This window comes from Streptococcus sp. HMSC061D10 (assembly GCF_001808865.1).
GTDB lineage: Bacteria > Bacillota > Bacilli > Lactobacillales > Streptococcaceae > Streptococcus.
In genome coordinates this window covers 40355-66189 of record NZ_KV794997.1, presented here as the reverse complement: position 1 = coordinate 66189, position 25835 = coordinate 40355, and the positions used below count along the sequence as shown (strand labels likewise).

General features: G+C 38.2%; 22 protein-coding genes and 1 pseudogene. 22 read left to right on the top strand and 1 reads right to left on the bottom strand.

Annotated elements, in window-relative coordinates; genetic code table 11:
* Positions 1 to 145 precede the first annotated feature (145 nt).
* The 10 genes from rnr to ppc all read left to right on the top strand — a co-directional run bounded on the left by rnr (position 146) and on the right by ppc (position 14086).
* The gene (rnr, locus tag HMPREF2728_RS01750; protein WP_075226898.1) at positions 146 to 2488 is read left to right on the top strand and encodes a ribonuclease R; all 2343 of its coding nucleotides are present in this window, start codon (positions 146 to 148) and stop codon (positions 2486 to 2488) included.
* The gene (gene smpB, locus HMPREF2728_RS01745) at positions 2451 to 2918 is read left to right on the top strand and encodes an SsrA-binding protein SmpB (protein WP_001051741.1); all 468 of its coding nucleotides are present in this window, start codon (positions 2451 to 2453) and stop codon (positions 2916 to 2918) included. Before rnr ends, smpB begins: the two co-directional genes overlap by 38 nt.
* Before the next feature lie 14 nt (positions 2919 to 2932).
* Complete coding sequence (gene tehB / locus HMPREF2728_RS01740; RefSeq protein WP_075226897.1) at positions 2933 to 3793, top strand: SAM-dependent methyltransferase TehB; 861 nt, start codon at positions 2933 to 2935, stop codon at positions 3791 to 3793.
* A gap of 202 nt (positions 3794 to 3995) precedes the next feature.
* Positions 3996 to 5144 (top strand): PDDEXK family nuclease, encoded by a 1149-nt coding sequence (locus HMPREF2728_RS01735; protein WP_075226896.1) that lies wholly within the window; start codon positions 3996 to 3998, stop codon positions 5142 to 5144.
* A 96-nt stretch (positions 5145 to 5240) separates the two neighbouring features.
* Positions 5241 to 6197, top strand: coding sequence for a competence protein CoiA (locus HMPREF2728_RS01730; RefSeq protein ID WP_075226895.1), 957 nt, complete (start codon positions 5241 to 5243; stop codon positions 6195 to 6197).
* 18 nt (positions 6198 to 6215) lie between these two features.
* Positions 6216 to 8018 carry an oligoendopeptidase F gene (gene pepF / locus HMPREF2728_RS01725; RefSeq protein WP_075226894.1) on the top strand — a complete coding sequence of 601 codons (1803 nt, stop codon included), beginning with the start codon at positions 6216 to 6218 and terminating at the stop codon, positions 8016 to 8018.
* Between the two features lie 5 nt (positions 8019 to 8023).
* On the top strand, positions 8024 to 8737 hold the full coding sequence (locus tag HMPREF2728_RS01720; RefSeq protein WP_075226893.1) for an O-methyltransferase: 714 nt from the start codon (positions 8024 to 8026) through the stop codon (positions 8735 to 8737).
* Between the two features lie 73 nt (positions 8738 to 8810).
* Positions 8811 to 9752, top strand: coding sequence for a peptidylprolyl isomerase PrsA (prsA, locus tag HMPREF2728_RS01715; protein ID WP_075226892.1), 942 nt, complete (start codon positions 8811 to 8813; stop codon positions 9750 to 9752).
* 272 nt (positions 9753 to 10024) lie between these two features.
* Positions 10025 to 11236, top strand: coding sequence for a cell division peptidoglycan polymerase FtsW (gene ftsW / locus HMPREF2728_RS01710; RefSeq protein WP_075226891.1), 1212 nt, complete (start codon positions 10025 to 10027; stop codon positions 11234 to 11236).
* Positions 11237 to 11260: 24 nt separating this feature from the next.
* Positions 11261 to 14086: a phosphoenolpyruvate carboxylase gene (gene ppc / locus HMPREF2728_RS01705; protein WP_075226890.1), complete on the top strand. Its 2826-nt coding sequence runs from the start codon at positions 11261 to 11263 to the stop codon at positions 14084 to 14086.
* Here the strand turns inward: ppc and HMPREF2728_RS10935 are convergent.
* Positions 14078 to 14324: pseudogene (locus tag HMPREF2728_RS10935) on the bottom strand (hypothetical protein); the annotation flags it as partial. The gene ppc and the pseudogene HMPREF2728_RS10935 sit on opposite strands and share 9 nt — an antisense overlap.
* 340 nt (positions 14325 to 14664) lie before the next feature.
* Between HMPREF2728_RS10935 and HMPREF2728_RS10200 the strand changes: the two are divergent.
* The 12 genes from HMPREF2728_RS10200 to HMPREF2728_RS01645 all read left to right on the top strand — a co-directional run bounded on the left by HMPREF2728_RS10200 (position 14665) and on the right by HMPREF2728_RS01645 (position 25822).
* Positions 14665 to 15783: a hypothetical protein gene (locus tag HMPREF2728_RS10200; protein WP_083279592.1), complete on the top strand. Its 1119-nt coding sequence runs from the start codon at positions 14665 to 14667 to the stop codon at positions 15781 to 15783.
* 487 nt (positions 15784 to 16270) lie between these two features.
* Positions 16271 to 17272, top strand: coding sequence for a tryptophan ABC transporter substrate-binding protein (gene trpX, locus HMPREF2728_RS01695; protein WP_075226889.1), 1002 nt, complete (start codon positions 16271 to 16273; stop codon positions 17270 to 17272).
* Between the two features lie 61 nt (positions 17273 to 17333).
* The gene (locus tag HMPREF2728_RS01690; RefSeq protein WP_075226888.1) at positions 17334 to 18200 is read left to right on the top strand and encodes an ABC transporter permease; all 867 of its coding nucleotides are present in this window, start codon (positions 17334 to 17336) and stop codon (positions 18198 to 18200) included.
* Positions 18197 to 18955 (top strand): ABC transporter ATP-binding protein, encoded by a 759-nt coding sequence (locus HMPREF2728_RS01685; RefSeq protein ID WP_075226887.1) that lies wholly within the window; start codon positions 18197 to 18199, stop codon positions 18953 to 18955. The genes HMPREF2728_RS01690 and HMPREF2728_RS01685 overlap by 4 nt, the downstream gene beginning before the upstream one ends.
* 175 nt (positions 18956 to 19130) lie before the next feature.
* Entirely contained in the window at positions 19131 to 19562 is a 432-nt protein-coding gene (locus HMPREF2728_RS01680; protein WP_060955640.1) for a hypothetical protein, read from the top strand.
* 180 nt (positions 19563 to 19742) lie between these two features.
* Positions 19743 to 21503, top strand: a complete 1761-nt coding sequence (gene dnaG / locus HMPREF2728_RS01675; protein ID WP_075226886.1) for a DNA primase — start codon at positions 19743 to 19745, stop codon at positions 21501 to 21503.
* A gap of 2 nt (positions 21504 to 21505) precedes the next feature.
* Complete coding sequence (gene rpoD, locus HMPREF2728_RS01670; protein ID WP_000201894.1) at positions 21506 to 22615, top strand: RNA polymerase sigma factor RpoD; 1110 nt, start codon at positions 21506 to 21508, stop codon at positions 22613 to 22615.
* Positions 22616 to 22632: 17 nt separating this feature from the next.
* Positions 22633 to 22962 carry a metal-sulfur cluster assembly factor gene (locus HMPREF2728_RS01665; RefSeq protein WP_000331926.1) on the top strand — a complete coding sequence of 110 codons (330 nt, stop codon included), beginning with the start codon at positions 22633 to 22635 and terminating at the stop codon, positions 22960 to 22962.
* Between the two features lie 100 nt (positions 22963 to 23062).
* The gene (locus HMPREF2728_RS01660) at positions 23063 to 24115 is read left to right on the top strand and encodes a glycosyltransferase family 4 protein (protein WP_075226885.1); all 1053 of its coding nucleotides are present in this window, start codon (positions 23063 to 23065) and stop codon (positions 24113 to 24115) included.
* A gap of 8 nt (positions 24116 to 24123) precedes the next feature.
* Complete coding sequence (locus HMPREF2728_RS01655) at positions 24124 to 25440, top strand: glycosyltransferase family 4 protein (protein WP_075226884.1); 1317 nt, start codon at positions 24124 to 24126, stop codon at positions 25438 to 25440.
* Positions 25441 to 25466: 26 nt separating this feature from the next.
* The gene (locus HMPREF2728_RS01650; protein ID WP_052689745.1) at positions 25467 to 25658 is read left to right on the top strand and encodes a PspC domain-containing protein; all 192 of its coding nucleotides are present in this window, start codon (positions 25467 to 25469) and stop codon (positions 25656 to 25658) included.
* A gap of 29 nt (positions 25659 to 25687) precedes the next feature.
* Entirely contained in the window at positions 25688 to 25822 is a 135-nt protein-coding gene (locus HMPREF2728_RS01645; RefSeq protein WP_000863850.1) for a DUF4044 domain-containing protein, read from the top strand.
* The last annotated feature ends 13 nt before the right edge of the window (positions 25823 to 25835 follow it).

The window sequence follows — 25835 nt, the reverse complement described above, 5'->3', positions numbered from 1 at the left end:
GTCAGCTTCCATCTGCAACCTCAAAACGGTCTTTTGAGCGACCTGCGCCTAGCTTTCTAGTTTGCTCTTTGATTTTTATTGAGTATTAAATGATGTTTGAGAAGGTTTTACAGCAAAAGGAATTTAAAAAATCTAGAAAGAAAACATGAAAGATAGAATAAAAGAATATATACAAGAAAAGGGACGAGTCACTGTCAATGACTTGGCTCAAGCTCTCGGGAAGGATGGTTCAAAGGACTTCCGTGAGTTAATCAAAACTCTTTCCTTGATGGAACGTAAGCACCAGATTCGCTTTGAAGAAGATGGTAGTTTAACCCTAGAACAGAAGAAAAAACATGAGATTACCCTGAAAGGAATTTTCCATGCCCATAAAAATGGGTTCGGTTTTGTTAGTCTTGAAGGCGAAGAAGACGATCTTTTTGTTGGAAAAAGTGATGTTAACTATGCCATTGATGGCGATACTGTTGAAATTGTCATTAAGAAAGTTGCTGACCGTAACAAAGGAACCGCTGCAGAAGCAAAGATTATCGACATCCTAGAGCACAGTCTAACGACAGTTGTTGGGCAAATCGTTCTTGATGAGGAAAAGCCCAAGTATGCGGGCTATATCCGTTCAAAAAATCAAAAAATTAGTCAACCAATCTATGTTAAAAAGCCAGCTATTCAATTAGACGGTACAGAAGTCCTCAAGGTCTTTATTGATAAGTACCCAAGTAAGAAACACGATTTCTTTGTCGCTAGTATCCTAGATGTTGTTGGACATTCTACAGATGCAGGGATTGATGTCCTCGAGGTCTTGGAGTCAATGGACATTGTATCTGAATTTCCAGAGGCTGTTCTTAAAGAAGCGGAGAGTGTTCCGGATGCACCATCAGAGAAGGATCTGGAAGGCCGTCTGGACCTGAGAGATGAAATTACATTTACCATAGATGGAGCCGATGCTAAGGACTTAGACGATGCTGTTCATATTAAACCATTGAAAAATGGAAATATCGAACTAGGTGTTCACATTGCCGATGTCTCCTACTATGTGACAGATGGTTCTGCTCTTGACAAGGAAGCCCTCAATCGTGCGACCTCTGTCTATGTGACAGACCGTGTAGTTCCAATGCTGCCAGAGCGCCTCTCAAACGGTATCTGTTCTCTTAACCCTCAAGTGGACCGCTTGACTCAGTCTGCTATTATGGAGATTGATAAAAATGGTCGTGTTCGTAATTATACGATTACACAGACTGTTATCAAGACAAGTTTTCGTATGACTTATAGTGATGTCAATGACATTTTAGCTGGTGACGAGGAGAAGAGACAAGACTATAAGAAAATTGTTCCTAGTATCGAACTTATGGCCAAGCTCCATGAGACTTTGGAAAGTATGCGAATTAAGCGTGGTGCTTTAAATTTTGATACTAATGAAGCTAAGATTTTGGTAGATAAAAAAGGCAAGCCAGTTGATATTGTTCTTCGTCATCGTGGTGTTGCTGAACGTATGATTGAGTCCTTTATGCTGATTGCCAACGAAACAGTTGCCGAGCACTTTAGCAAGCTTGATTTACCTTTTATCTATCGTATCCATGAGGAACCTAAAGCTGAAAAAGTTCAGAAATTTATTGATTACGCTTCGAGCTTTGGTTTGCGAATTTATGGGACTGCCAGTGAGATTAGCCAGGAAGCACTCCAAGACATCATGCGTGCTGTTGAGGGAGAACCTTATGCAGATGTATTGTCCATGATGCTTCTGCGTTCGATGCAACAGGCTCGTTATTCTGAGCATAATCACGGTCACTATGGTCTAGCCGCGGACTATTACACGCACTTTACCAGTCCAATTCGTCGTTATCCTGACCTTCTTGTTCATCGTATGATTCGCGACTATGGACGTTCTAAGGATGTAGCAGATCATTTTGAACAGGTCATTCCAGAGATTGCGACTCAATCTTCAAACCGTGAGCGCCGTGCTATCGAGGCAGAGCGTGAAGTCGAAGCCATGAAAAAAGCTGAATACATGGAAGAGTACGTTGGTGAAGAGTATGATGCAGTTGTTTCAAGTATTGTTAAATTTGGTCTTTTTGTTGAATTACCAAATACAGTTGAAGGATTGATTCACATTACCAATCTACCTGAATTTTACCATTTTAATGAACGCGATTTAACCCTCCGTGGGGAGAAATCAGGTATTACCTTCCGTGTGGGACAACAGATACGCATTCGAGTTGAAAGAGCAGATAAGATGACTGGTGAGATTGATTTCTCCTTTATTCCAAGCGAATTTGATGTCATTGAGAAAGGTTTGAAACAGTCTGGTCGTAAGGATAGAGGTCGTCGTTCAGATAAGAAAGAAGACAAGAGAAAAGCTAGTCGCTCAAGTGATAAGCGCAAGCATTCTCCAAAAGATAAAAAGAAAAAGAGCAAGAAACCTTTTTATAAGGAAGTAGCAAAGAAAGGAGCTAAGCATGGCAAAGGGCGAGGGAAAGGTCGTCGCGCAAAATAAAAAGGCGCACCACGACTATACAATCGTTGATACGCTAGAAGCAGGAATGGTCCTGACAGGAACAGAAATCAAGAGTGTTCGAGCAGCCCGCATCAATCTGAAAGATGGGTTTGCCCAGGTTAAGAATGGGGAAGTTTGGCTTAGTAATGTCCATATCGCTCCTTATGAGGAAGGCAACATCTGGAACCAGGAGCCAGAACGTCGTCGTAAACTTCTCCTTCATAAAAAACAAATCCAAAAGTTGGAGCAAGAAACCAAAGGGACCGGAATGACTCTGGTTCCACTTAAAGTCTACATCAAAGATGGCTACGCCAAGCTACTCTTAGGACTTGCAAAAGGGAAACACGACTATGACAAACGGGAGTCTATCAAACGTCGTGAGCAAGATCGTGATATTGCGCGTGTCATGAAAGCAGTTAACCATCGATAGAAAGAGTGAACTAAATGGAAAAACTAGTTGCCTATAAACGCATGCCTGTCTGGAATAAAGACACCATGCCTGAAGCTGTTCAAAGAAAACACAATACTAAGGTCGGAACCTGGGGCAAGATTACCGTATTAAAAGGGACTCTAAAGTTTATTGAGTTGACTGAAGACGGGGAAGTTTTAGCCGAGCACTTTTTTGAAGCAGGTGCTGATAATCCTATGGCACAACCTCAAGCTTGGCACAGAGTAGAAGCTGCCACAGAAGATGTGGAATGGTACTTGGAATTTCATTGTAAATCAGAGGATTATTTCCCTAAGAAATACAATAGCAATCCAGTCCATTCGGAAGTTTTAGAAGCTATGGATACAGTAAAACCATGTAAGGCACTAGACCTAGGATGTGGTCAAGGAAGAAATGCACTCTTTCTAGCTCAACATGGCTTTGATGTCACAGCTGTAGATCAAAATGAGCTATCTCTTGAAATCTTGCAAAGTATTGTGGAGCAAGAAGACCTAGAAATGCCTGTCGGTATCTACGATATCAATTCAGCTAGCATTGGACAAACTTACGATTTTATCGTATCGACTGTTGTTCTCATGTTTTTACAAGCAGATCGCATTCCAGCTATTATTCGAAACATGCAAGAACAAACCTCAATTGGAGGTTACAATTTGATTGTGTGTGCTATGGATACAGAGGATTATCCTTGCTCAGTAAACTTCCCATTCACTTTTAAAGAAGGTGAGTTGTCAAATTACTACAAGGACTGGGAATTGGTTAAGTACAATGAAAATCCTGGCCATCTCCACCGTCGTGATGAAAACGGAAATCGTATCCAACTACGATTTGCTACTATGTTGGCTAAAAAGATAAAATAAAATCTTAAAACGAATAGAAAAGCTATCAATTTCTATTCGTTTTTTTATATAAAGACTTGAGGGCCAATCAACTGAATTATGCTATACTAGATGTGTAGAAAATGCTAAAGACAATCTCTTAACCCATATTTCTATGAAGTTTACAATAAGAAATTTTAAATTTTCCATACTACTAATAAGTCTTTAATAGGAAGGTAGCGACATGCCAAGTCTTTTAGTCGAACTTTTTGATCATCACACTATCGAGAAAAATGTTTATCAGACTTTTATTTGTGATTGTGACGAGGTTCTATTTCTCTCTCTGAAAAAAATTACAGAAGAAGAAAGGTTGTCCTTGAAACATTTTTTGCTGGATCAAGTTCCACACTTAAAGCAAGTACATTTTCGGCAAATAAGTCTAGATAAGATTACGGATGATTTGAATCTTTTCTTGACTAATTATGATTCAGTGACTTTAGATGTTTTTGGAGGAGATTCGATATTAGCTATTTTCCTTTATCAGTACGGTTTGGAAAAGCAATTACCGATTGTTGCAATTGATATTGAGCAAGGAAAACAATTCAAATGGAAGATGGGGAAGGTGGAAAAGGAAGAGTTAGTAATTCCTGATCTGACCATTGAACAGTTGATGGCCTTACGGGGTGGCAAACTCATCAAATCGAAACAACCTAAATATAGTCCGAAACAAATGATTACCATCAAAAAATTAGCCAGCTATGCAATTTTAAACCCAGAGCAATGGTATCAGATTACTCAATTCTTTGCATTAGCTAAAACAGTTGATTTTCATGCTGAAACAGTAAAAGTTTTGGAAAGTAACGGAAAAAGGTACTCTTATCCAGAATCAATGATTCCTCTACTAACAGAAGCTAACTTGATTCATATTGATGAGGAAAGTTCCGAACATATTAGTTACACTTTTTCTAGCTCTGAGGCACAATTGCTCTGTCGCACAAAAGGTCATATTTTAGAATTATATCTCTATCTTTTAGCGATAGAGTCAGAGTATTTTGATGAATGTATGATAGGGGCAGAAATTGACTGGAATGGTATTTTCCCTGAAGTTGATAATGTACAAAATGAAATTGATGTTGTCCTCCGTAAAGGTCAATCCATTATTTTTATATCTTGTAAAATGACAGACTTGTCTGTAGAAGCTATTAATGAAGTAGAGGTATATGCCAATCATTTTGCTGGTGAAACTTGTTTGAAATTAATTGTTTGCTCTGGGAAAATCAATCCCGTATATAACCATCGCTGTCAAGAGTACGGTGTGTTGGTGATTAAACAAGATCAAATTTCAAATCTGATTCCCATGTTACAAAAACATATCAAAAAGCATAAAATATGAGCTGGATTAAAGGATTATTCTAAAAATATAATGGAAAGGCTGGTTTTCTCAGCCTTTTTCTTATCCTTTTCGAATAAAGTAGAAAAGGGGGGATATATGTTTTTAGCTAGAGATGAAAATGGGGATTTAATCAGCGCTTTAGAGGATGAAGTAAAGAAGCAAGTTTATTATTGTCCGGCTTGTGGAACGAGTGTTCGCTTGAGGAAAGGAAAAAACGTGCGTTCACATTTCGCTCATGAAAGTCTCAAAAAATGTGATTTTTTTCATGAAAATGAAGGACCAGAACACCTAGAAAATAAGAAAAGTCTTTTTTATTGGGCTAAGAAGAATAATGAGGTTGAAATGGAATATCCCATACCTGAACTTAAGCAAATCGCAGATATCCTCATCAATAAGCAATTAGCACTAGAAATTCAGTGCAGTCCCATTTCATGTGACCTTTTGAGGGATAGAAGCAATGGTTATCGAAATTTGGGAATTCAAGTTCTTTGGCTACTAGGAAAAAAGCTCTGGTTAAGAGAGCGTCTAACTAAACTTCAGAGAGATTTTCTTTACTTCAGTAATAATATGGGCTTTCATATTTGGGAGTTAGACCATAAAAAACAAGTTTTAAGACTTAAGTACCTCCTTCACCAAGATTTGAAAGGGAAACTCCATTATCAGGTCAAGGAATTTTCTTATGGCAAAGGAAACCTCCTAGAAATTTTACGTAGTCCTTATCAGAAACAAACTCTTATCACTTTTTCAGTTGAGCAAGACATAGATATTTGTCATTACATTCAAAAACAACTCTACTATCAAAATCCCAATTGGATGAAGAAACAAGCTCAAGCCTACTTAAGAGGAGAGAACCTTTTGAACCTGAAGCATCCGGACTGGTATCCCCAAGTAAGGCCGATAGAACATGGTCTATTTTGTCAGATAACTGTAGATTTGCAGGGCTATTACGATAATTTTCAGGCTTATTATCAACTAAATCCCAAAATTGACACACAAAAGCTCTATCCACCTGCCTTTTATCAGCAATATTTCTTAAAAAATATGGTAAAATAGAAAGGATGGAGGAAACTTATGGTATTACAACGAAATGAAATCAATGAAAAAGATACATGGGATCTATCAACGATCTTTGAAACTGACCAGAAATGGGAAGAAGAACTCGCCCTTTTAACGGAAGATACAAAACAAGCAGCTAGTCTTGAAGGACATCTCTTGGATAGTGCAGAAAGCCTTCTTGACATTACAGAGCGTTATCTGGACTTGAGTCGTCGTCTTGAAAAACTTTATGTCTATGCACATATGAAAAACGACCAAGATACTCGAGTAGCTAAGTATCAAGAATACTATGCAAAAGCAATGGCTCTTTATAGTCAACTTGATCAGGTCTTCTCTTTCTATGAGCCGGAATTTATGGCTATCACAGAAGATCAGTATCAAAACTTTTTAACAGAAGAACCAAAACTCCAGCCTTATAAACACTTCTTTGATAAACTATTGCAAAATAAGGACCATGTCCTTTCACAACGTGAAGAAGAGTTGCTTGCAAGTGCTGGTGAAATCTTCGGTGCTGCTAGTGAAACCTTTGCTATTTTAGATAATGCAGATATCGTCTTTCCATTTGTTAAAGATGAAGATGGAAATGAAGTTCAATTGTCACACGGCGTTTATATGCGCTTGGTAGAATCTAAGAATCGTGAGGTTCGTCGTGGAGCTTATGAAGCCCTCTATGCTACTTATGAGCAATACCAGCACACTTACGCTAAAACCTTGCAGACCAATGTTAAAGTGCAAAACTACCGTGCAAAAGTTCGAAACTATAAGAGTGCGCGTGAAGCAGCTCTTGCAGCAAACTTTGTGCCAGAAAGTGTTTATGACAATCTAGTATCTGCTGTTCGTAAGCATTTGCCACTCTTGCATCGTTATTTGGCTCTTCGTTCAAAAATCTTGGGTATTCCAGATCTCAAGATGTACGATGTCTACACACCATTGTCTTCAGTGGAATACAGCTTTACTTATGAGGAAGCCTTGAAGAAAGCAGAGGAAGCTTTGGCAGTTCTTGGTGAGGATTACTTGAGCCGAGTTAAACGTGCCTTCAGCGAACGTTGGATTGATGTGTATGAAAATCAAGGCAAGCGTTCAGGTGCATATTCTGGCGGTTCTTATGATACCAACGCCTTCATGCTCCTTAACTGGCAAGATAACCTGGATAATCTTTTCACTCTTGTACATGAGACAGGTCATAGTATGCATTCTAGCTATACGCGTGAAACTCAGCCTTATGTATACGGAGATTACTCAATCTTCTTGGCAGAAATTGCTTCAACTACTAATGAAAACATCCTGACAGAAAAATTATTGCAAGAAGTTCAAGACGATGCAACACGCTTTGCAATTCTCAACAACTTCCTAGATGGTTTCCGTGGAACAGTCTTCCGCCAAACTCAATTTGCTGAATTTGAACATGCTATTCACCAAGCTGACCAAAATGGTGAAGTCTTGACAAGTGAGTTCCTAAACAATCTCTATGCTGACTTGAACCAAGAATATTATGGTTTGAGCAAGGAAGACGATCCTCAAATCCAGTATGAGTGGGCTCGAATTCCTCATTTCTACTATAACTACTATGTCTATCAATATTCAACAGGCTTTGCAGCAGCTTCAGCTTTGGCTGAAAAGATTGTTCATGGTAGCCAAGAGGATCGTGATCGCTATATTGACTACCTCAAAGCAGGGAAGTCAGACTATCCACTCAATATCATGCGTAAAGCGGGTGTTGATATGGAAAAAGAAGATTACCTCAACGATGCCTTTGCAGTCTTTGAACGCCGTTTGGATGAGTTTGAAGCCCTTGTTGAAAAATTAGGATTGGCATAAGGCAGATGGTAAAGTCTTATAGTAAAAATGCCAATCATAACATGCGACGTCCTGTTGTCAAGCATGAGATTGTTGAGTTCATGCGCCATAGACAAAAACAAGTGACTGGCTCACTTAAGGAATTAGAGAAGTTCGCTCGCAAGGAAAATATTCCTATCATTCCTCATGAAACCGTCGCTTACTTTCGTTTCCTTATGGTAACTATTCAACCAAAGAATATTTTAGAGATTGGTACGGCGATTGGATTTTCAGCACTTTTGATGGCAGAACATTCACCCAAGTCAAAAATCACCACTATTGACCGAAATCCTGAGATGATTGGTTTTGCTAAGGAAAATTTTGCAAAATTTGATCAACGTAAACAAATCACTCTCTTAGAAGGTGATGCGGTAGATGTCTTGTCAACGTTGACAGAGACCTATGATTTTGTGTTTATGGATTCTGCTAAGTCCAAATACATCATCTTTCTACCAGAAATCCTCAAACACCTAGAAGTAGGTGGAGTGGTTGTCTTAGATGATATTTTCCAAGGAGGAGATATTGCTAGGGATATCATGGAAGTCCGTCGAGGACAAAGAACCATCTATCGTGGCTTGCAACGACTCTTTGATGCGACTTTGGACAATCCAGGCTTAACTGCTACTTTGGTTCCTCTTGGAGACGGAATTCTCATGCTGAGAAAAAATCAAGCAGAAGTAGAACTGCCTGATATTGATTGATTTCAGATATTTTTAAGACAATTTGGTAAAATAGATAAGGTAAACCTTTATTTAGTGAACAAAAGGAGTAAACATGAAGAAAAAACTAATGGCAGGAGCCATCACATTGTTGTCAGTAGCCACTTTGGCTGCTTGTTCAAACAGTTCTGAAGGGACTGACTTGATTAGCATGAAGGGCGATGTTATTACTGAGCATCAATTCTTTGAAGAAGTTAAAAACAATGCGACTGCACAACAAGTCTTGCTAAATATGACCATTCAAAAAGTTTTTGAAAAACAATATGGTTCAGAAGTTAGCGATAAAGAAGTAGAGGATGCCGTTGCAGAAGAACAAAAGAAATACGGTGATAGCTATCAAACGATTCTCGCCCGTTCAGGTATGACTGCTGAAAGCCGTAAAGCACAAATTCGTACAAGTAAATTAGTTGAGTATGCTGTTAAGAAAGCCGCTGAAGCTGAACTAACAGATGAAAACTATAAAAAAGCATTTGAAGAGTATACTCCAGAAGTAACGGCTCAAATTATTAAACTTGACAGTGAAGATAAGGCTAAGGAAGTTCTTGCCAAAGCAAAAGAATCTGGAGCTGACTTTGCACAACTTGCAAAAGACAATTCTACAGACGAAAAGACTAAAGAAAATGGTGGAGAAATTACCTTTGACTCTGCATCAACAGAATTGCCAGACGTGGTTAAAAAAGCTGCTTTTGCGCTTGATGTTAACGGAATTTCAGATGTTATCACTGCTCCAGGAACTCAAGCTTATACAAGTAGTTTCTACATTGTGAAACTAACTAAGAAGTCAGAAAAATCTTCAAACTTGGATGACTACAAAGAAAAACTTAAAACAATCATTTTGACTCAAAAACAAAATGATGCAACCTTTGTTCAAGGTGTTATTAGTAAAGAATTGCAAGATGCCAATATTAAAGTTAAAGATCAGGCCTTCCAAAATATCTTTACACAATACATCAAAGGCGAAACAACTTCTGACAGCAGCAGTAGCGCCTCAAACTAAGATAGTAATGAACTACCTTCCTTTGTCTGGGAGGTAGTTTTTGATTTTCTGAAATAAGAACATTAAAGTTTAACGAATTCAAGTAACTTTCAACTATTTGTAGATTGAGTAAAGATGTTACTCAAGAATTTTTAATCATGAGCCTGTCTTGGGTAAAATTCGAATGTTTATACTGTAAGAGTTTTTTTCTAGGCTAAAAAATGGTATAATAGCTTATAAAACTAGAAATAATATGGGAAAATAAGATAATTTTTCCGATAGATAGGTGACATATGAAAATAAGTAAAAGACACCTGCTGAATTATTCCATTTTGATTCCTTATTTACTGTTATCCGTTCTAGGATTGATAGTAGTTTATTCGACAACTAGTGCAACTCTTATCCAAGAGGGAAAAAGTACCCTGCAACTGGTTCGAAATCAAGGAATTTTCTGGATAGCCAGTTTGTTTTTAATTGCCTTGATTTATAAATTGAAATTGGGATTTCTGCGAAATGAGCGATTAATTTTCATCGTCATGTTTGTTGAGCTGATACTCCTAGCTCTAGCGCGTTTAATTGGGATTCCTGTCAATGGGGCCTATGGCTGGATCAAGGTTGGTCCAATAACGATTCAACCAGCAGAGTATTTAAAAATTATCATTGTCTGGTATCTAGCACAGCGTTTTTCAAAACAACAGGATGAGATAGCTGTTTACGACTTCCAAGTTTTAACCCTTAATCAGTGGATTCCTCGAGCATTTAATGATTGGCGTTTTGTTCTACTGGTTATGATTGGTAGTTTGGCGATTTTCCCAGACCTAGGAAATGCTACTATCTTGATTTTAGTATCCTTGCTCATGTATACTATCAGTGGAATAGCTTATCGATGGTTCACAACTATTCTGGGCTTACTAGCTGGTGTCTCTATGATTTCCTTAACAGCCATTCGGATAATCGGTGTTGAGAAATTCTCTCAAATTCCTGTATTTGGTTATGTTGCCAAGCGGTTCAGTGCTTTTTTCAACCCCTTTAATGACCTTGCTGGAGCTGGACACCAGTTGGCCAATTCCTACTATGCCATGGTTAATGGAGGATGGTTTGGTCTGGGATTAGGAAATTCTATTGAAAAACGTGGTTATCTACCAGAAGCCCATACAGACTTTGTCTTTTCGATTGTCATCGAAGAGTTTGGATTTGTAGGAGCAAGTCTTATTCTCGCTCTCCTATTCTTCTTAATTCTCCGAATCATTTTGGTAGGAATTCGCGCAAGGGATTCTTTCAACTCAATGGTAGCAATAGGTATTGGGGGCATGATTCTGATACAGGTATTTGTTAACATTGGAGGTATATCAGGCTTGATTCCTTCAACAGGAGTAACCTTCCCTTTCCTTTCGCAAGGGGGGAATAGTCTCTTGGTTCTTTCTGTAGCCATAGCATTTGTATTAAATATTGATGCCAGTGAAAAGCGTGCGCGACTTTTTAGCGAATACGACGCACAGTTTTAAGACATAGATAACAAGGAGAAAAAAATGTCTCTTCAAAAGTTAGAAAATTATAGTAACAAAACGGTCGTACAAGAGGAAGTTCAAATCTTGACGGATATGCTGGAAGATATCACGAAAAATATGCTTCCTGCTGAAACCTTTGATAAGATCATGCACTTGAAGGAACTTTCTTCAAAACTTGACTATCAAGGGCTAGATAAAGTAGTAACAGGTCTTTCAAATGATGAAATGGTCTACATTTCTAGATACTTCTCTATCTTGCCACTTTTAATTAACATCTCAGAAGACGTAGACTTGGCTTTCGAGATTAATCACCTAAATAATGTCGATCAAGACTATCTCGGTAAATTGTCAACAACGATCAAAATGGTGGCTGAAAAAGAAAACGCTGCTGAGATTCTTGAACACTTGAACGTGGTACCAGTTTTGACAGCCCATCCAACTCAGGTTCAACGTAAGAGTATGTTGGATTTGACCACTCATATCCATAATCTTTTACGTAAATATCGTGATGTGAGAATGGGACTCATTAACAAGGAAAAATGGCATAATGATCTTCGTCGCTACATTGAGATTATCATGCAGACGGATATGATTCGTGAGAAGAAACTAAAAGTAACCAACGAAATCACCAATGTGATGGAGTACTACAATAGTTCCTTCCTACAGGCTGTCCCTAACTTGATGCTAGAGTACAAACGTCTAGCAAAAGAGCAAGGAATTGATCTTAGACAAGCCAAACCAATTACTATGGGAATGTGGATTGGTGGAGACCGTGATGGAAATCCATTTGTAACAGCTGAGACACTTATGCGTTCTGCCACCATTCAAAGTGAAGTGGTTTTGAACTATTATATCAGTAAGATTTCTAGTCTTTATCGTACCTTCTCTCTTTCAACGAATTTATCAAAAACAAGCAAAGCTGTTGAAGAAATGGCTGCTCAGTCTGGAGATACTTCCGTCTTTCGTGAAAAAGAACCCTATCGTCGTGCCTTTCATTTGATTCAGTCCAAATTGATTCAAACTCTCTTGAATATAAAAGAATGGTCTGTGGTTGGTTCGTCAGCTGATGAACGCCATCCTGTTGAACGTCTTCTTGGTACTCAAGGGCATCAACAAGGAGTGATTACTGACTATATTAGCAATCGACTTTCAGGAGCTATTCAAGAGCTGGCTGAAGATCGCCCACCATTTTACGAAACAGTTGAAGAGTTCAAAAAAGATCTATATACTATTAAGGATTCATTACTTGAAAACAAGGCAGAGTCCTTGCTTACAGGTGAATTTGCAGAACTTTTAGAAGCTGTAGAAGTCTTTGGTTTCTTCTTGGCTTCCATCGACATGCGTCAAGACTCAAGTGTTCACGAGGCCTGTGTGGCAGAATTGTTGGCATCTGCTGGAATCAATGACCACTATAGTGATTTGTCAGAAGATGAAAAGTGTGACTTGCTTTTACATGAATTGTTAGAAGATCCTCGAATCTTGTCTGCAACTCATGCTGAGAAGTCTGAACTGCTTGAAAAAGAATTGGCTATTTTCCAAACAGCACGCGAATTAAAAGATCGTTTAGGAGAAGATGTCATTCGTCAAACGATTATCTCTCATGCAACCAGCGTGTCTGATATGCTGGAATTAGCAATCATGCTAAAAGAAGTTGGTCTTGTGGATGCTGAAAAGGCGCGTGTTCAGATTGTACCACTCTTTGAAACGATCGAAGACTTGGATCATTCTGAAGAAACTATGAGAAAGTATTTCTCTCTACCACTTGCTAAGAAATGGATTGCATCTAAAAACAATTACCAAGAAATCATGCTCGGCTACTCTGATAGTAACAAGGATGGTGGTTATCTATCATCTTGTTGGACACTTTATAAGGCCCAACAACAATTGACAGCTATTGGTGATGAATTTGGAGTCAAAGTAACCTTCTTCCATGGTCGTGGTGGTACCGTTGGCCGTGGTGGTGGCCCTACTTATGATGCCATTGCTTCTCAACCACTCAAGTCAATCAAGGATCGTATCCGTTTGACTGAGCAAGGAGAAGTTATCGGAAACAAATACGGAAACAAGGATGCAGCCTACTATAACCTCGAAATGTTGGTTTCAGCAGCTATCAACCGTATGATTACCAAGAAGAAGAGTGATACCAATACGTCAAATCGCTATGAAGCCATCATGGATCAAGTAGTAGAACGTAGTTACGATATTTATCGTAAACTCGTATTTGGAAATGACCATTTCTATGATTATTTCTTTGAATCGAGTCCAATCAAGGCGATCTCAAGTTTCAATATTGGTTCTCGTCCAGCAGCTCGTAAAACGATTACTGAAATCGGTGGTTTACGTGCTATTCCTTGGGTATTCTCATGGTCACAAAGTCGTGTTATGTTCCCAGGTTGGTATGGAGTTGGTTCAAGCTTTAAGGAATTTATCGACCAAGATCCAAAAAATATTGAATATCTTCGTGATATGTATCAAAATTGGCCATTCTTCCAATCACTCCTATCCAACGTCGATATGGTCTTGTCAAAATCAAATATGAACATTGCCTTTGAATACGCTAAACTTTGTGAAAGTGAAGAAGTACAAGCAATTTACTATACCATTTTAGATGAATGGCAGTTGACTAAGGACGTTATCTTGGCTATTGAAGGCCATGAAGAGCTCTTGGCAGAAAATACCTATTTGAAAGACAGTCTCAACTACCGCATGCCTTATTTCAATATTCTTAACTATATTCAGTTAGAATTGATTAAGCGTCAACGTCGTGGTGAGCTATCTACAGATGAAGAAAGATTAATCCATACAACTATCAACGGAATTGCTACAGGATTACGTAATTCAGGTTGATACAAGCAAGATTTTCCAAAAACGTAGGGATTGGCTAAGTCTCAAGTTCAAGTTGGATAGCAAATAGCAATTTCCAAAGTAACTTGTAGCCCAAGTGTATTTTAGGATAGTTATTCATCCGATTATCAATGAAGGCGACTTCTTTAGGAGTCGTTTTCTTTTTTCTTTTAGGGAATCCTATACGAATCAGCCAGTTGTGATTATCATTAGTTCCCCTTTCCCAAGAGGCATAGGGATGATTTAATGTCTACTCTTTCGATCAGCCAAGAGAGGCAAACAGTTTTATTTCACCTTATAACTAGAACTTTATCTATCTCCTAATGACCATTCTCCTAGCTTAAATTATTGATGTTCGAAAAATTTTTCTTGGCTTTCTTTTAGTCAACTAAATATATATAAAACGAAATAGAGTATTAAATTCGTTTACAAGACCTAAATATAATGCTATTCTATATAGAGGAAAAGGCTTACAATTGTAAGTATGAAGATGAATCTAATTAGATTAGGAGAATAGTTATGATAGGTTGTTTAATAACTATTAGGCTGATGACTAGAGTTATGAATAGGAATAAATGAGTATGAATAGGAAACAAAAAGTTGGTCATGTTATTGTTGTAGCCATTATTATTTTATTGGGAGTGTTATTTTTCATCCAAAGATATTCTGCTTCGTCATCAAAACAATTTTCTATACAGTCAAATGTTGATTTTTATTTATTGGGATACCACAGTGTGGAGGGGTATAATTTTAAAGATAATTCATTTGAGAAAGTTTCTGATGAAAAAATAGAGATAGTAAAGGGCCAGATTAATCAAGTTGTTAAGCGTGCAGAAATTTCCAATCGTTATTTGCTATTTTCTGAAGAAGGTCCACCCTTAGGTGTAGTCGGTAGAATAATATCAGTTGATTTTGAAACTGGAAAAATTCACTATAATAAGACCACCGATTATGCTTTTTCAACAGCTGGCGTAAATCCAGATTACTATTTTACTTCTGAAGCAAATACATATGATAGTTTTATTGCAGTTTTTGATACAAATTTAAAGGAAGTAGATAAATATATTTTCAAAAATTCTGTTTTTGCTACAGATTTTTCAAACGATGGTGATAATATCTACTTTTTGGGAGTAGATGTTAACAGTAATGATAATTACCCAACCTACTTACATCATTTTTCACTAAAAAACAAAAAATTACAGTTTGAAAATAAAGAAATTCTCTATGATGATCCTAACTTGACTTATTTTTTTGACGATAGCATTGTGAAGGGTAAACAACTCTATTCAGTTTCCGGTGGATATCGAATTAACTCGACCAAGGAAAAAGTACTTTGGGGGAAAGTTTTTCACTATGATATGGAATCAGGACTTAAGGAATTTTTTGATTTAGATGAAATTGGTCCAGTTAACATTATTGAATTAGGAGAAAATTTGTTAGCAATTGAGCATGAGAGTAATGATTCAGGAAAAATTGCTTTCAGTCTATTTGATGTAACTAGTCATAAATCAAGCTTTGTCAATCTATCTCGATTTGGATTTTCAGCTGAAACAGACTACATAAAAGATATTAAGCTTCTCGATGATAATATTTTATTAGTTTTAGCTGGTAATAAATTAATTGCATATGATATAAATGAAAATACTATCATTCTTGAAAAAATTGTTGATGAAGATATGTTTCATATTTGGTTGAAATAATTTGCAAAATTATATAGATTTTTGTAATGTTACATTGTTAAGCCAATCCCCATAGGCATATGATTAACTTACTCTCTCTCTAATTTTACACTTTTTTAAAAATATTTTATGAAAACCCTTGACAAGTTTTAGTAAAATGATATAATTTAACCATTCAGAAAGTAATCATTGAAATTTTTTAGAGAGTCTGTGGTTGGTGAAAACAGATAGATGGAAGTGATGAAAATTGGGCTGGATGTTATTAAGAATTTGAAATCATAAGAATTCGGTGAGCACACCTTACAGTGCAACTCGTTTTTGCGAGTAAGAGCGATAGGACTAGTTCCTATAATTGAGGTGGCACCGCGCATCGACGTCCTCACACAAGTTTTTTGTGTGAGGACTTTTTCTATGGGGAGGAAAAAATGATGGAAATCAAACGATGGCGTCGCTTGAATAAGTGATTGAATAAAAAAATAATAAGTTAAGAAGAAATAAGGAGAAAATTATGAAAAACAAACGTCTACTCGGTATTATCGTAGCATTAGCACTTGTAGTTGGTGGAAGCTTGGTATATTCTAGCTTAACGAAGCAAGAAACTAAAACTGAGACAGCAAATAAAACTGCTAAGGTTGGTGTTCTACAGTTTGTCAGCCACCCATCACTCGATTTGATTTACCAAGGTATCCAAGATGGACTTGCTGAAGAAGGCTATAAAGGTGACCAAATTAAAATCGACTTTATGAACTCAGAAGGTGACCAAAGTAAGGTTGCGACAATGAGTAAACAATTGGTGGCAAATGGAAATGATGTCGTTGTCGGTATTGCAACACCAGCAGCTCAAGGTCTTGCAAGTGCAACAAAAGACCTTCCTGTTATCATGGCAGCTATTACAGACCCAGTTGGAGCTAACCTTGTACAAAACTTGGAGAAACCAGGTGGGAACATCACTGGGGTGTCTGACCACAACCCTGCTCAACAACAGGTTGAATTAATTAAAGCCTTAACTCCGGATGTTAAAACAATCGGAGCTCTCTACTCAAGTAGTGAAGATAACTCAAAATCACAAGTTGAAGAATTCAAAACTTATGCTGAAAAAGCTGGTTTGAAAGTAGAAACATTTGCAGTTCCTTCAACGAACGAAATTGCTTCAACAGTTAATGTTATGACTGGTAAAGTAGATGCAATCTGGGTTCCAATCGACAACACAATCGCATCTGCATTCTCAACTGTAGTATCAAGCAACCAAACAGCTAAAAAACCAATCTACCCAAGTGCAACTGCCATGGTAGAAGCAGGTGGTTTGGCATCAGTGGTTGTTGACCAACACGATCTTGGTGTTGCTACTGGTAAAATGATTGCCAAAGTCTTGAAGGGTGAAAAACCTGCAGATACACCAGTTAATGTCTTCTCAACTGGTAAATCAGTTATCAACAAAAAAGTCGCTCAAGAACTTGGAATCACAATTCCTGAATCAGTTCTCAAAGAAGCTGGTCAAGTAATTGAATAAGAATGTAGGAGGAGTTGGAGACATCTCCTCCAATTTTTAAAATAAAGGAAACGAAACAAACATGCTAATATCTATTATTTCACAGGGATTGGTCTGGGCTATCCTGGGTTTGGGAATCTTTATGACCTTTCGAATTCTGAACTTTCCAGATATGACAACTGAAGGTTCCTTCCCATTGGGAGGAGCAGTTGCAGTAACACTGATTACTCAAGGCGTTAATCCTTTTCTTGCTACCTTAGTAGCTGTTGGAGCAGGTTGTCTTGCAGGTTTAGCGACTGGTCTACTCTATACTAAAGGTAAAATTCCAACTCTTCTATCAGGAATTTTAGTCATGACTTCCTGTCATTCTATCATGCTCATGATTATGGGACGGGCTAACCTTGGACTTTTAAACACCAAGCAAATCCAGGACGTTCTTCCTTTCTCATCTGAGGTTAATCAATTATTTACAGGTTTGATTTTTGTGACTTTAGTTATCCTTCTCATGCTTTTCTTCCTAGATACGAAACTTGGACAGGCCTATATCGCTACAGGGGATAATCCAGATATGGCTCGTAGTTTTGGTATCAATACAGGCCGTATGGAGCTTATGGGCTTGGTTTTATCAAACGGTGTTATCGCTCTTGCAGGAGCTCTTATCGCTCAACAAGAAGGATATGCAGATGTTTCTCGTGGTATCGGGGTTATCGTAGTTGGTCTTGCAAGTTTGATTATCGGTGAAGTTCTGTTCAAGAGTCTTACCCTAGCAGAACGTTTGGTTACCATTGTTGTTGGTTCCATCAGTTATCAATTCTTGGTATGGGGCGTTATTGCTCTCGGCTTTAATACTAGCTACCTCCGTTTGTACAGTGCTCTTATCCTAGCAACATGTCTAGTCATTCCAACTCTTAAGGATAAATATTTGAAAGGAGTCAAGTTAAGCAAATGACAGCAATTGTAGAATTAAGAAATGCCACAAAAATTGTGACAAATGGCTTTGATGAGGAAAAGATTATTTTAAACGATGTTTCACTTGATATCTATGAACATGACTTCATCACAATTTTGGGTGGAAATGGTGCAGGCAAGTCAACCCTCTTTAATAGCATTGCAGGAACTCTGCCCTTGACTAGCGGGAGTATTCGCATCATGGGGGAGGATGTGACTCATTTCAGCCCTGAAAAGCGTGGTAAGTACCTCTCTCGTGTCTTCCAAGATCCCAAGATGGGAACTGCCCCTCGTATGACCGTTGCAGAAAACCTCTTGATTGCAAAATTCCGTGGAGAGAAACGTGGTCTCTTTCCAAGAAGACTCTCAGCTTACAAGGAAGAATTTCAAGCAACTATTGAGAAGGTTGGCAATGGTCTAGAGAAGCACTTAGATACACCGATTGAATTTTTGTCAGGTGGACAAAGGCAGGCCTTGAGCCTCTTGATGGCGACATTGAAGCGTCCAGAACTCCTTTTGTTGGATGAACATACAGCTGCTCTTGACCCTAAAACAAGTGTGGCCTTGATGGAATTGACAGATGACTTTGTCAGCAAGGACAAGCTGACTGCGCTTATGATTACCCATCATATGGAGGATGCTCTCAAGTATGGAAATCGCCTCATTGTCATGAAAGAAGGACGAATCATCCAAGATTTGAATAAGGATGAAAAAGCCAAGATGAAAATTTCAGATTACTATCAGTTGTTTGAGTAGATAATTTTTAAAACATCAATCATTAAAAACTTAGAAGTAGGAATCCTATTTCTAAGTCTTTTTGTTATAAAAAAGTTATTAGAAAAATATATATTTTCTTCATCTTTTCACTTGATGCTTTTTATAGTATAATCCATATAAGAATTAAATTTTAAATGGTACAGGAGGTAGAACAATGGCATACACACAAGAAGATTTTCAGGAATGGATTTTTCAGATTGGATTTAAGATGGACTATTTTACTAGGGAGTTTGCTGAGGAACAAGGCCTTCATTTAGACTATAGCATGCAGTCTTTAGATGATTTGGAGGCTTGGATCTTAGCTCACTACGAAGACCACCATGCTTTGATAGCAGACCGCAAGATGTTGGATTATTTGACCGTTTATATCGGCGAAACCTTTCGCAAACACCTAGGAGGTAAATGGTATATTGATCTTAAAAATAAAAAGAACGCCTACTATTCTATGCCTGTCTTGACCGATCCATCATATAGAGGAGAAGTTTATATAGCACCAATGACTTTTGCAACGGCTTGCATCAGTAGAAAAGATAGTCAGTATATTAGCAGAATATTGAAAAATAACCTCGAAGATCAAGTGAAATAGGATTTTATTTCTTCTATTTTTCTTTCAAATATTAGAATGATTTGCTCAAAAGATTCACTTTTTCATGACAGCTGGAAATTTATGAAATAGTCTCATGTAAAGTGTATGAAATGGTTTACTTTTTTTCAGAAATAAGCTATACTAGTTAGAGTAAACTGTGATAAAATGGAGGTATTGTCTATGGTTGACAAGAGACTCATCGAAGAGATCAAAAACAATACCAATATTGTCGAAATCATAGGAGAAGTGATTTCTTTACAAAAATCTGGACGGAACTTTTTAGGGCTCTGTCCTTTTCATGGTGAAAAGACCCCTTCCTTTAACGTGGTTGAAGATAAGCAATTTTACCACTGTTTTGGCTGTGGTCGTTCTGGAGACGTCTTTAAGTTCATCGAGGAGTATCAACAAGTAACCTTTGCGGATGCGGTGAGGATATTAGCTGAGAGACTTGGGATTCAGATGGCAGCGCCTGTTCATAGTTCTATACAGCCTAGGTCGCCCCATCAAAATCTCTACGATATGCATGACAAGGCTGCTCGGTTTTATCATGCCATCCTCATGACAACTAAGATGGGTGAGGAGGCTAGGAACTACCTCTATAAACGTGGCTTAACAGATGATGTTCTCAAGCATTTTATGATTGGTTTGGCTCCAGCAGAACGCTCTTATCTCTATCAACGTTTAGCTGATGATTATAGCGAAAATGACTTGCTGGATTCAGGTTTGTTTTACCTATCTGAGAGTAATCAATTTTTTGATACCTTTCATAATCGCATTATGTTCCCACTCTCAAATGATCAAGGAAAGGTGATTGCCTTTTCTGGTCGTGTATGGCAGGAGGCCGATTCTCAAACTGGAAAGTATAAAAATAGTCGAGCGACGGCAATTTTTAACAAGAGTTACGAATTATATCATTTGGAGAGGGTAAAAAAAGGATCGGGCAAGGCTCCTGAAATCTACTTGATGGAAGGATTTATGGATGTCATTGCGGCTTATCGCGCTGGTATTGAAAATGCAGTTGCTTCTATGGGTACCGCACTGACGAGTGAACATGTGGAGCATCTGAAACGCTTTACTAAAAAGGTTATCGTCACTTATGACGGAGATAAGGCTGGGCAAGCTGCCACAGCGAAAGCCTTAGATGAGCTTAAAGATTTACCTGTCCAAGTCGTCCAGATTCCTGACGCAATGGATCCAGATGAATATTTGCAGAAAAACTCTCCTCAAGACTTGGCTTATCTATTAACCAATACACGTATCAGTCCTGTTGAGTTTTACATTCATCATTTCAGACCTGAAAATAGTGAAAATCTACAAGCCCAGATTGAATTTATAGAGAAAATTGCCCCCTTAATCGCCAAGGAACCCTCTATCACAGCTCAGAATTCCTACATTCACATTTTGACGGATCACTTGCCATCTTTTGACTATCAGCAAGTCGAACATATTGTCAATGAAAGTCGTGTCAGACAGAGAAAGGAGAAGGTCAAGGAGACCTATAGTCCGAGTCCTGTCACTATGTCTGTTACCAAGCAGCTGACAGCAGTGATGAGAGCGGAAGCCCATATCCTCTACCGAATGATGGAACATCCCTTGGTGCTTAATGACTATCGCTTAAGAGAGGATTTTATCTTTGAAACTCCAGAGTTTCAGACCTTGTATGGACTCTTGATTGATAATGGAAGTATTTCATCTGAGGATTTGGCTCATCAGACCAGAGAAGTTGAGAGTGCGTGGTATCAAGTCCTAGCCTTAGATTTGCCACCTGAGATGTCCCCTCACGAGTTAGCCGAAGTGGAAGAGTCTAGAAAAAGAGCTCTTTTGAATCAGGAAAATCTGCAAATTAAAAAGAAAGTTCAGGAAGCTAGCCATGTCGGTGATACAGACACCGCATTAGAAGAGCTAGAACGCTTAATTGCCCAAAAAAGAAGAATGGAGTAAGAATGGCAACAAAACAAAAAGAAGTAACAACCTTTGACGTCCAAGTAGCGGAATTTATTCGCAATCATAAAAAAACTGGTACAGCAACTGATGATGAAATCAATAACGCCCTCGTAATTCCCTTCACTTTAGATGTGGAAGGTATTGAGAATCTTTTGCAACGCATTCAAGATGCTGGTATCTCAATTACGGACAACGAAGGAAATCCAAGTGCGCGTGTTTTGAGCACTGAGGAAGAACCAGAGTTGACTGATGAAGATTTGATTGGTTCAACCTCTGCTAAGGTCAATGACCCTGTCCGTATGTATTTGAAAGAAATCGGAGTTGTGCCTCTGCTTACAAATGAAGAGGAAAAAGAGTTGGCCCTTGCTGTTGAAGCAGGTGATATCGAAGCTAAACAACGCCTTGCAGAAGCTAACCTTCGTTTGGTAGTATCTATTGCTAAACGTTATGTTGGACGTGGAATGCAGTTCCTTGACTTGATCCAAGAAGGAAACATGGGCTTGATGAAGGCCGTTGATAAATTTGACTACTCTAAAGGGTTCAAATTCTCAACTTATGCGACTTGGTGGATTCGTCAGGCTATTACTCGTGCCATTGCTGACCAAGCTCGTACCATCCGTATCCCAGTTCACATGGTGGAAACCATTAACAAGCTTGTTCGTGAACAACGTAATCTTCTTCAAGAGTTGGGACAAGATCCAACTCCTGAACAAATCGCTGAACGCATGGATATGACACCTGACAAGGTTCGTGAAATCCTCAAGATTGCCCAAGAACCGGTTTCTCTTGAAACACCAATTGGTGAAGAGGATGACAGCCACCTTGGTGACTTTATCGAGGACGAAGTGATTGAAAATCCAGTTGACTATACAACTCGTATTGTTTTGCGTGAGCAGTTGGATGAAGTGTTAGACACATTGACTGACCGTGAAGAGAATGTCTTGCGTCTCCGTTTTGGTCTTGATGATGGGAAAATGCGTACCTTGGAGGATGTTGGTAAAGTCTTTAACGTAACGCGTGAACGTATCCGTCAGATTGAGGCCAAAGCTTTGAGAAAACTTCGCCAGCCTAGTCGAAGCAAACCACTTCGTGATTTCATTGAAGATTAAGTTAAGGGAGAGTGAAGATGGCTTACACAGAAGAACAGATTGAAAATATCAAAACACGTATTTTGACAGCACTAGAAGAAGTGATTGACCCAGAGTTGGGGATTGATATCGTCAATCTAGGCTTGATTTACGAGATTCGTTTTGATGGCGATACAGGTGAGACTGAAATTGATATGACCTTAACAACCATGGGTTGTCCCTTGGCGGATCTTTTAACCGACCAAATCTATGATGCTATGACGGACGTTCCAGAGGTTACTAACGTTGAAGTCAAATTAGTTTGGTATCCAGCTTGGACAGTTGAGAAAATGAGCCGTTACGCTCGCATCGCTTTAGGCATCAAATAAGTAAATTGTAAAAAGAGAAATAGTGTAGACGCCAGGAAATTCCCAGCTTTTATGCTATCTCTCTTTTTATTTGCTGATTTTATTTGAAGAAAATGGTATAATGGTTACTATGGAAAAAGAGAAATTACGCATCAATATGCTAAGTTCAAGTGAAAAAGTGGCGGGCCAAGGTGTGTCTGGTGCTTACCGTGAACTGGTACAGCTTTTAAAACGAGATGCGAAAGACCAACTGATCGTAACAGAAAATCTTCCAATTGAAGCGGATGTTACTCATTTTCATACGATTGATTTTCCTTATTATCTCTCGACCTTTCAGAAAAAACGTTCTGGACGTAAGATTGGCTATGTTCACTTCTTACCTGATACCTTGGAAGGTAGTTTGAAGATTCCATTCTTCTTAAAGGGGATTGTCAAACGATATGTATTTTCTTTTTATGACCGTATGGAACATCTGGTTGTGGTCAATCCTACTTTCATTGAGGATTTGGTGGCTGCTGGAATTCCACGTGAAAAAGTGACCTATATTCCTAACTTTGTCAATAAAGAAAAATGGCATTCACTTCCTATAGAGCAAGTTGAACAACTTCGTAAAGATATGGGAATTGATGAGAATCAGTTTGTAGTCGTTGGTGCAGGTCAGGTTCAGAAGCGTAAAGGAATAGATGACTTTATCACTCTAGCTGAGGAATTACCGGATATCACTTTTATTTGGGCTGGTGGCTTCTCTTTTGGGGGAATAACCGATGGTTATGAACGCTATAAAAAGATTATGGATAATCCTCCTGAAAATCTAATTTTCCCAGGGATTGTTGATCCAGAACGGATGAGAGAACTCTATGCCTTGGCTGATCTTTTCTTGCTTCCAAGTTATAACGAGCTCTTTCCAATGACTATTCTAGAAGCTGCGAGTTGTGAAGCACCCATTATGCTTCGTGATCTAGATCTTTATAAGGTCATTCTTGAAGGAAATTACAGACCAACAAGTGATGTAGAAGAGATGAAAGAGGCTATCTTGGAATATCGGGAGCATCCAGAAGAACTAAAAGAATTAAAAGAAAAGGCTAAGGCCATTTCAAGAGAATATTCAGAAGAGCATCTTCTTGAGATCTGGCTAAAATTCTATCGGGAGCAAGCAGCTTTAGGAAAAAAATGAGGTAGTATATGCGAATTGGATTATTTACAGATACTTATTTCCCGCAGGTCTCGGGTGTTGCGACCAGTATTCGAACCTTAAAAACAGAACTTGAAAAGCAAGGACATGCCGTCTTTATCTTTACAACAACAGACAAGGATGTTAATCGTTATGAAGACTGGCAGATTATTCGTATCCCTAGTGTTCCTTTCTTTGCCTTTAAGGATCGTCGTTTCGCTTACCGTGGATTTACAAAAGCTCTTGAGATAGCAAAACAATACAAGCTGGATATTATTCATACGCAGACTGAGTTTTCTCTTGGTTTGTTAGGGATTTGGATAGCGCGTGAATTGAAAATTCCAGTCATTCATACCTATCATACCCAGTACGAAGATTATGTCCACTACATTGCTAAGGGCTTGTTGATTCGTCCAGGTATGGTTAAGTACCTTGTGAGAGGCTTCCTTCATGATGTTGATGGAGTGATTTGTCCAAGTGAAATTGTGCGAGACCTTCTATCAGATTATAAGGTCAAAGTAGAAAAACGAGTTATTCCTACAGGGATTGAGCTAGCCAAGTTTGAACGACCTGAGATTGGACCAGAACATATCGCAGACTTACGTGATAAATTAGGCATTAAGAAAGATGAAAAGATGCTTCTTAGCCTTTCACGTGTTTCTTACGAGAAGAACATTCAAGCTGTTCTTGCAGCCCTTCCAGATGTTCTTAAAGAAGAACCCAAAGTTAAACTAGTTGTAGCTGGTGATGGTCCTTATCTGGAAAATCTCAAGGAGCAAGCAGAAGATATACAGATTCAAGATTCTGTTATCTTTACAGGGATGATTGCCCCAAGTGAGACTGCGCTCTATTATAAGGCAGCTGACTTCTTTATCTCAGCTTCAACTAGTGAGACGCAAGGCTTGACTTATCTTGAAAGTCTTGCAAGTAAGACTCCGGTAATAGCTCATGGTAATCCCTACCTTGATAACCTCATCAATCATAAAATGTTTGGAACTCTTTATTATGAGGAGAGAGATTTAGCAGGAGCTATTTTAGAAGCTTTAATTGCAACTCCAAAGATGGATGAGAAACTTTTGGCTGAAAAATTGTATGAAATTTCAGCTGAGAATTTTGCTAAGAGAGTGCATGAATTCTATCTAGATGTTATTATTTCAAATAATTTTGAAAAAGAATTGACTGCTGATGAGCCAGTTACGAAACGTATTCTAAAGACAGTATTTTATATACCACAACAAGCAGTGTTTATGCCGGTCAAGGGTTCAAGACGTATGTTGAAAGCTTCTAGAAAACAGTTGAGTCATTTAAGAAAATATTTAAACGATTAATCTAATCAAAGAAAGGAAATAAAAATATGAAAAAGAAATTTATGAGAAGTGGTAGAGATCAAAAAATCGGTGGTGTATGCGCTGGTTTAGCTAATTATTTTGATATTGACCCTACAATTGTACGTGTGATTTGGGGAGTTCTAGCTTTCTGTTATGGTGCTGGACTTATTGCTTACTTAATTTTGTGGGCAATCGCTCCTGTATCTGATGAATATTAAGATTAGAGTATTATAGTAAAGGAGAAAAAATGGCATTTGGTGATAATGGGAAACGTAAAAAAACTTTCTTTGAAAAACTAACGATGTTTGTCGTATTAATCATGTTATTTGTAACCTTAGCAGGTATCTTTGCTACAGCTATCGGTGTATTTAGCAGATTTTAAAATGCTAGATTTT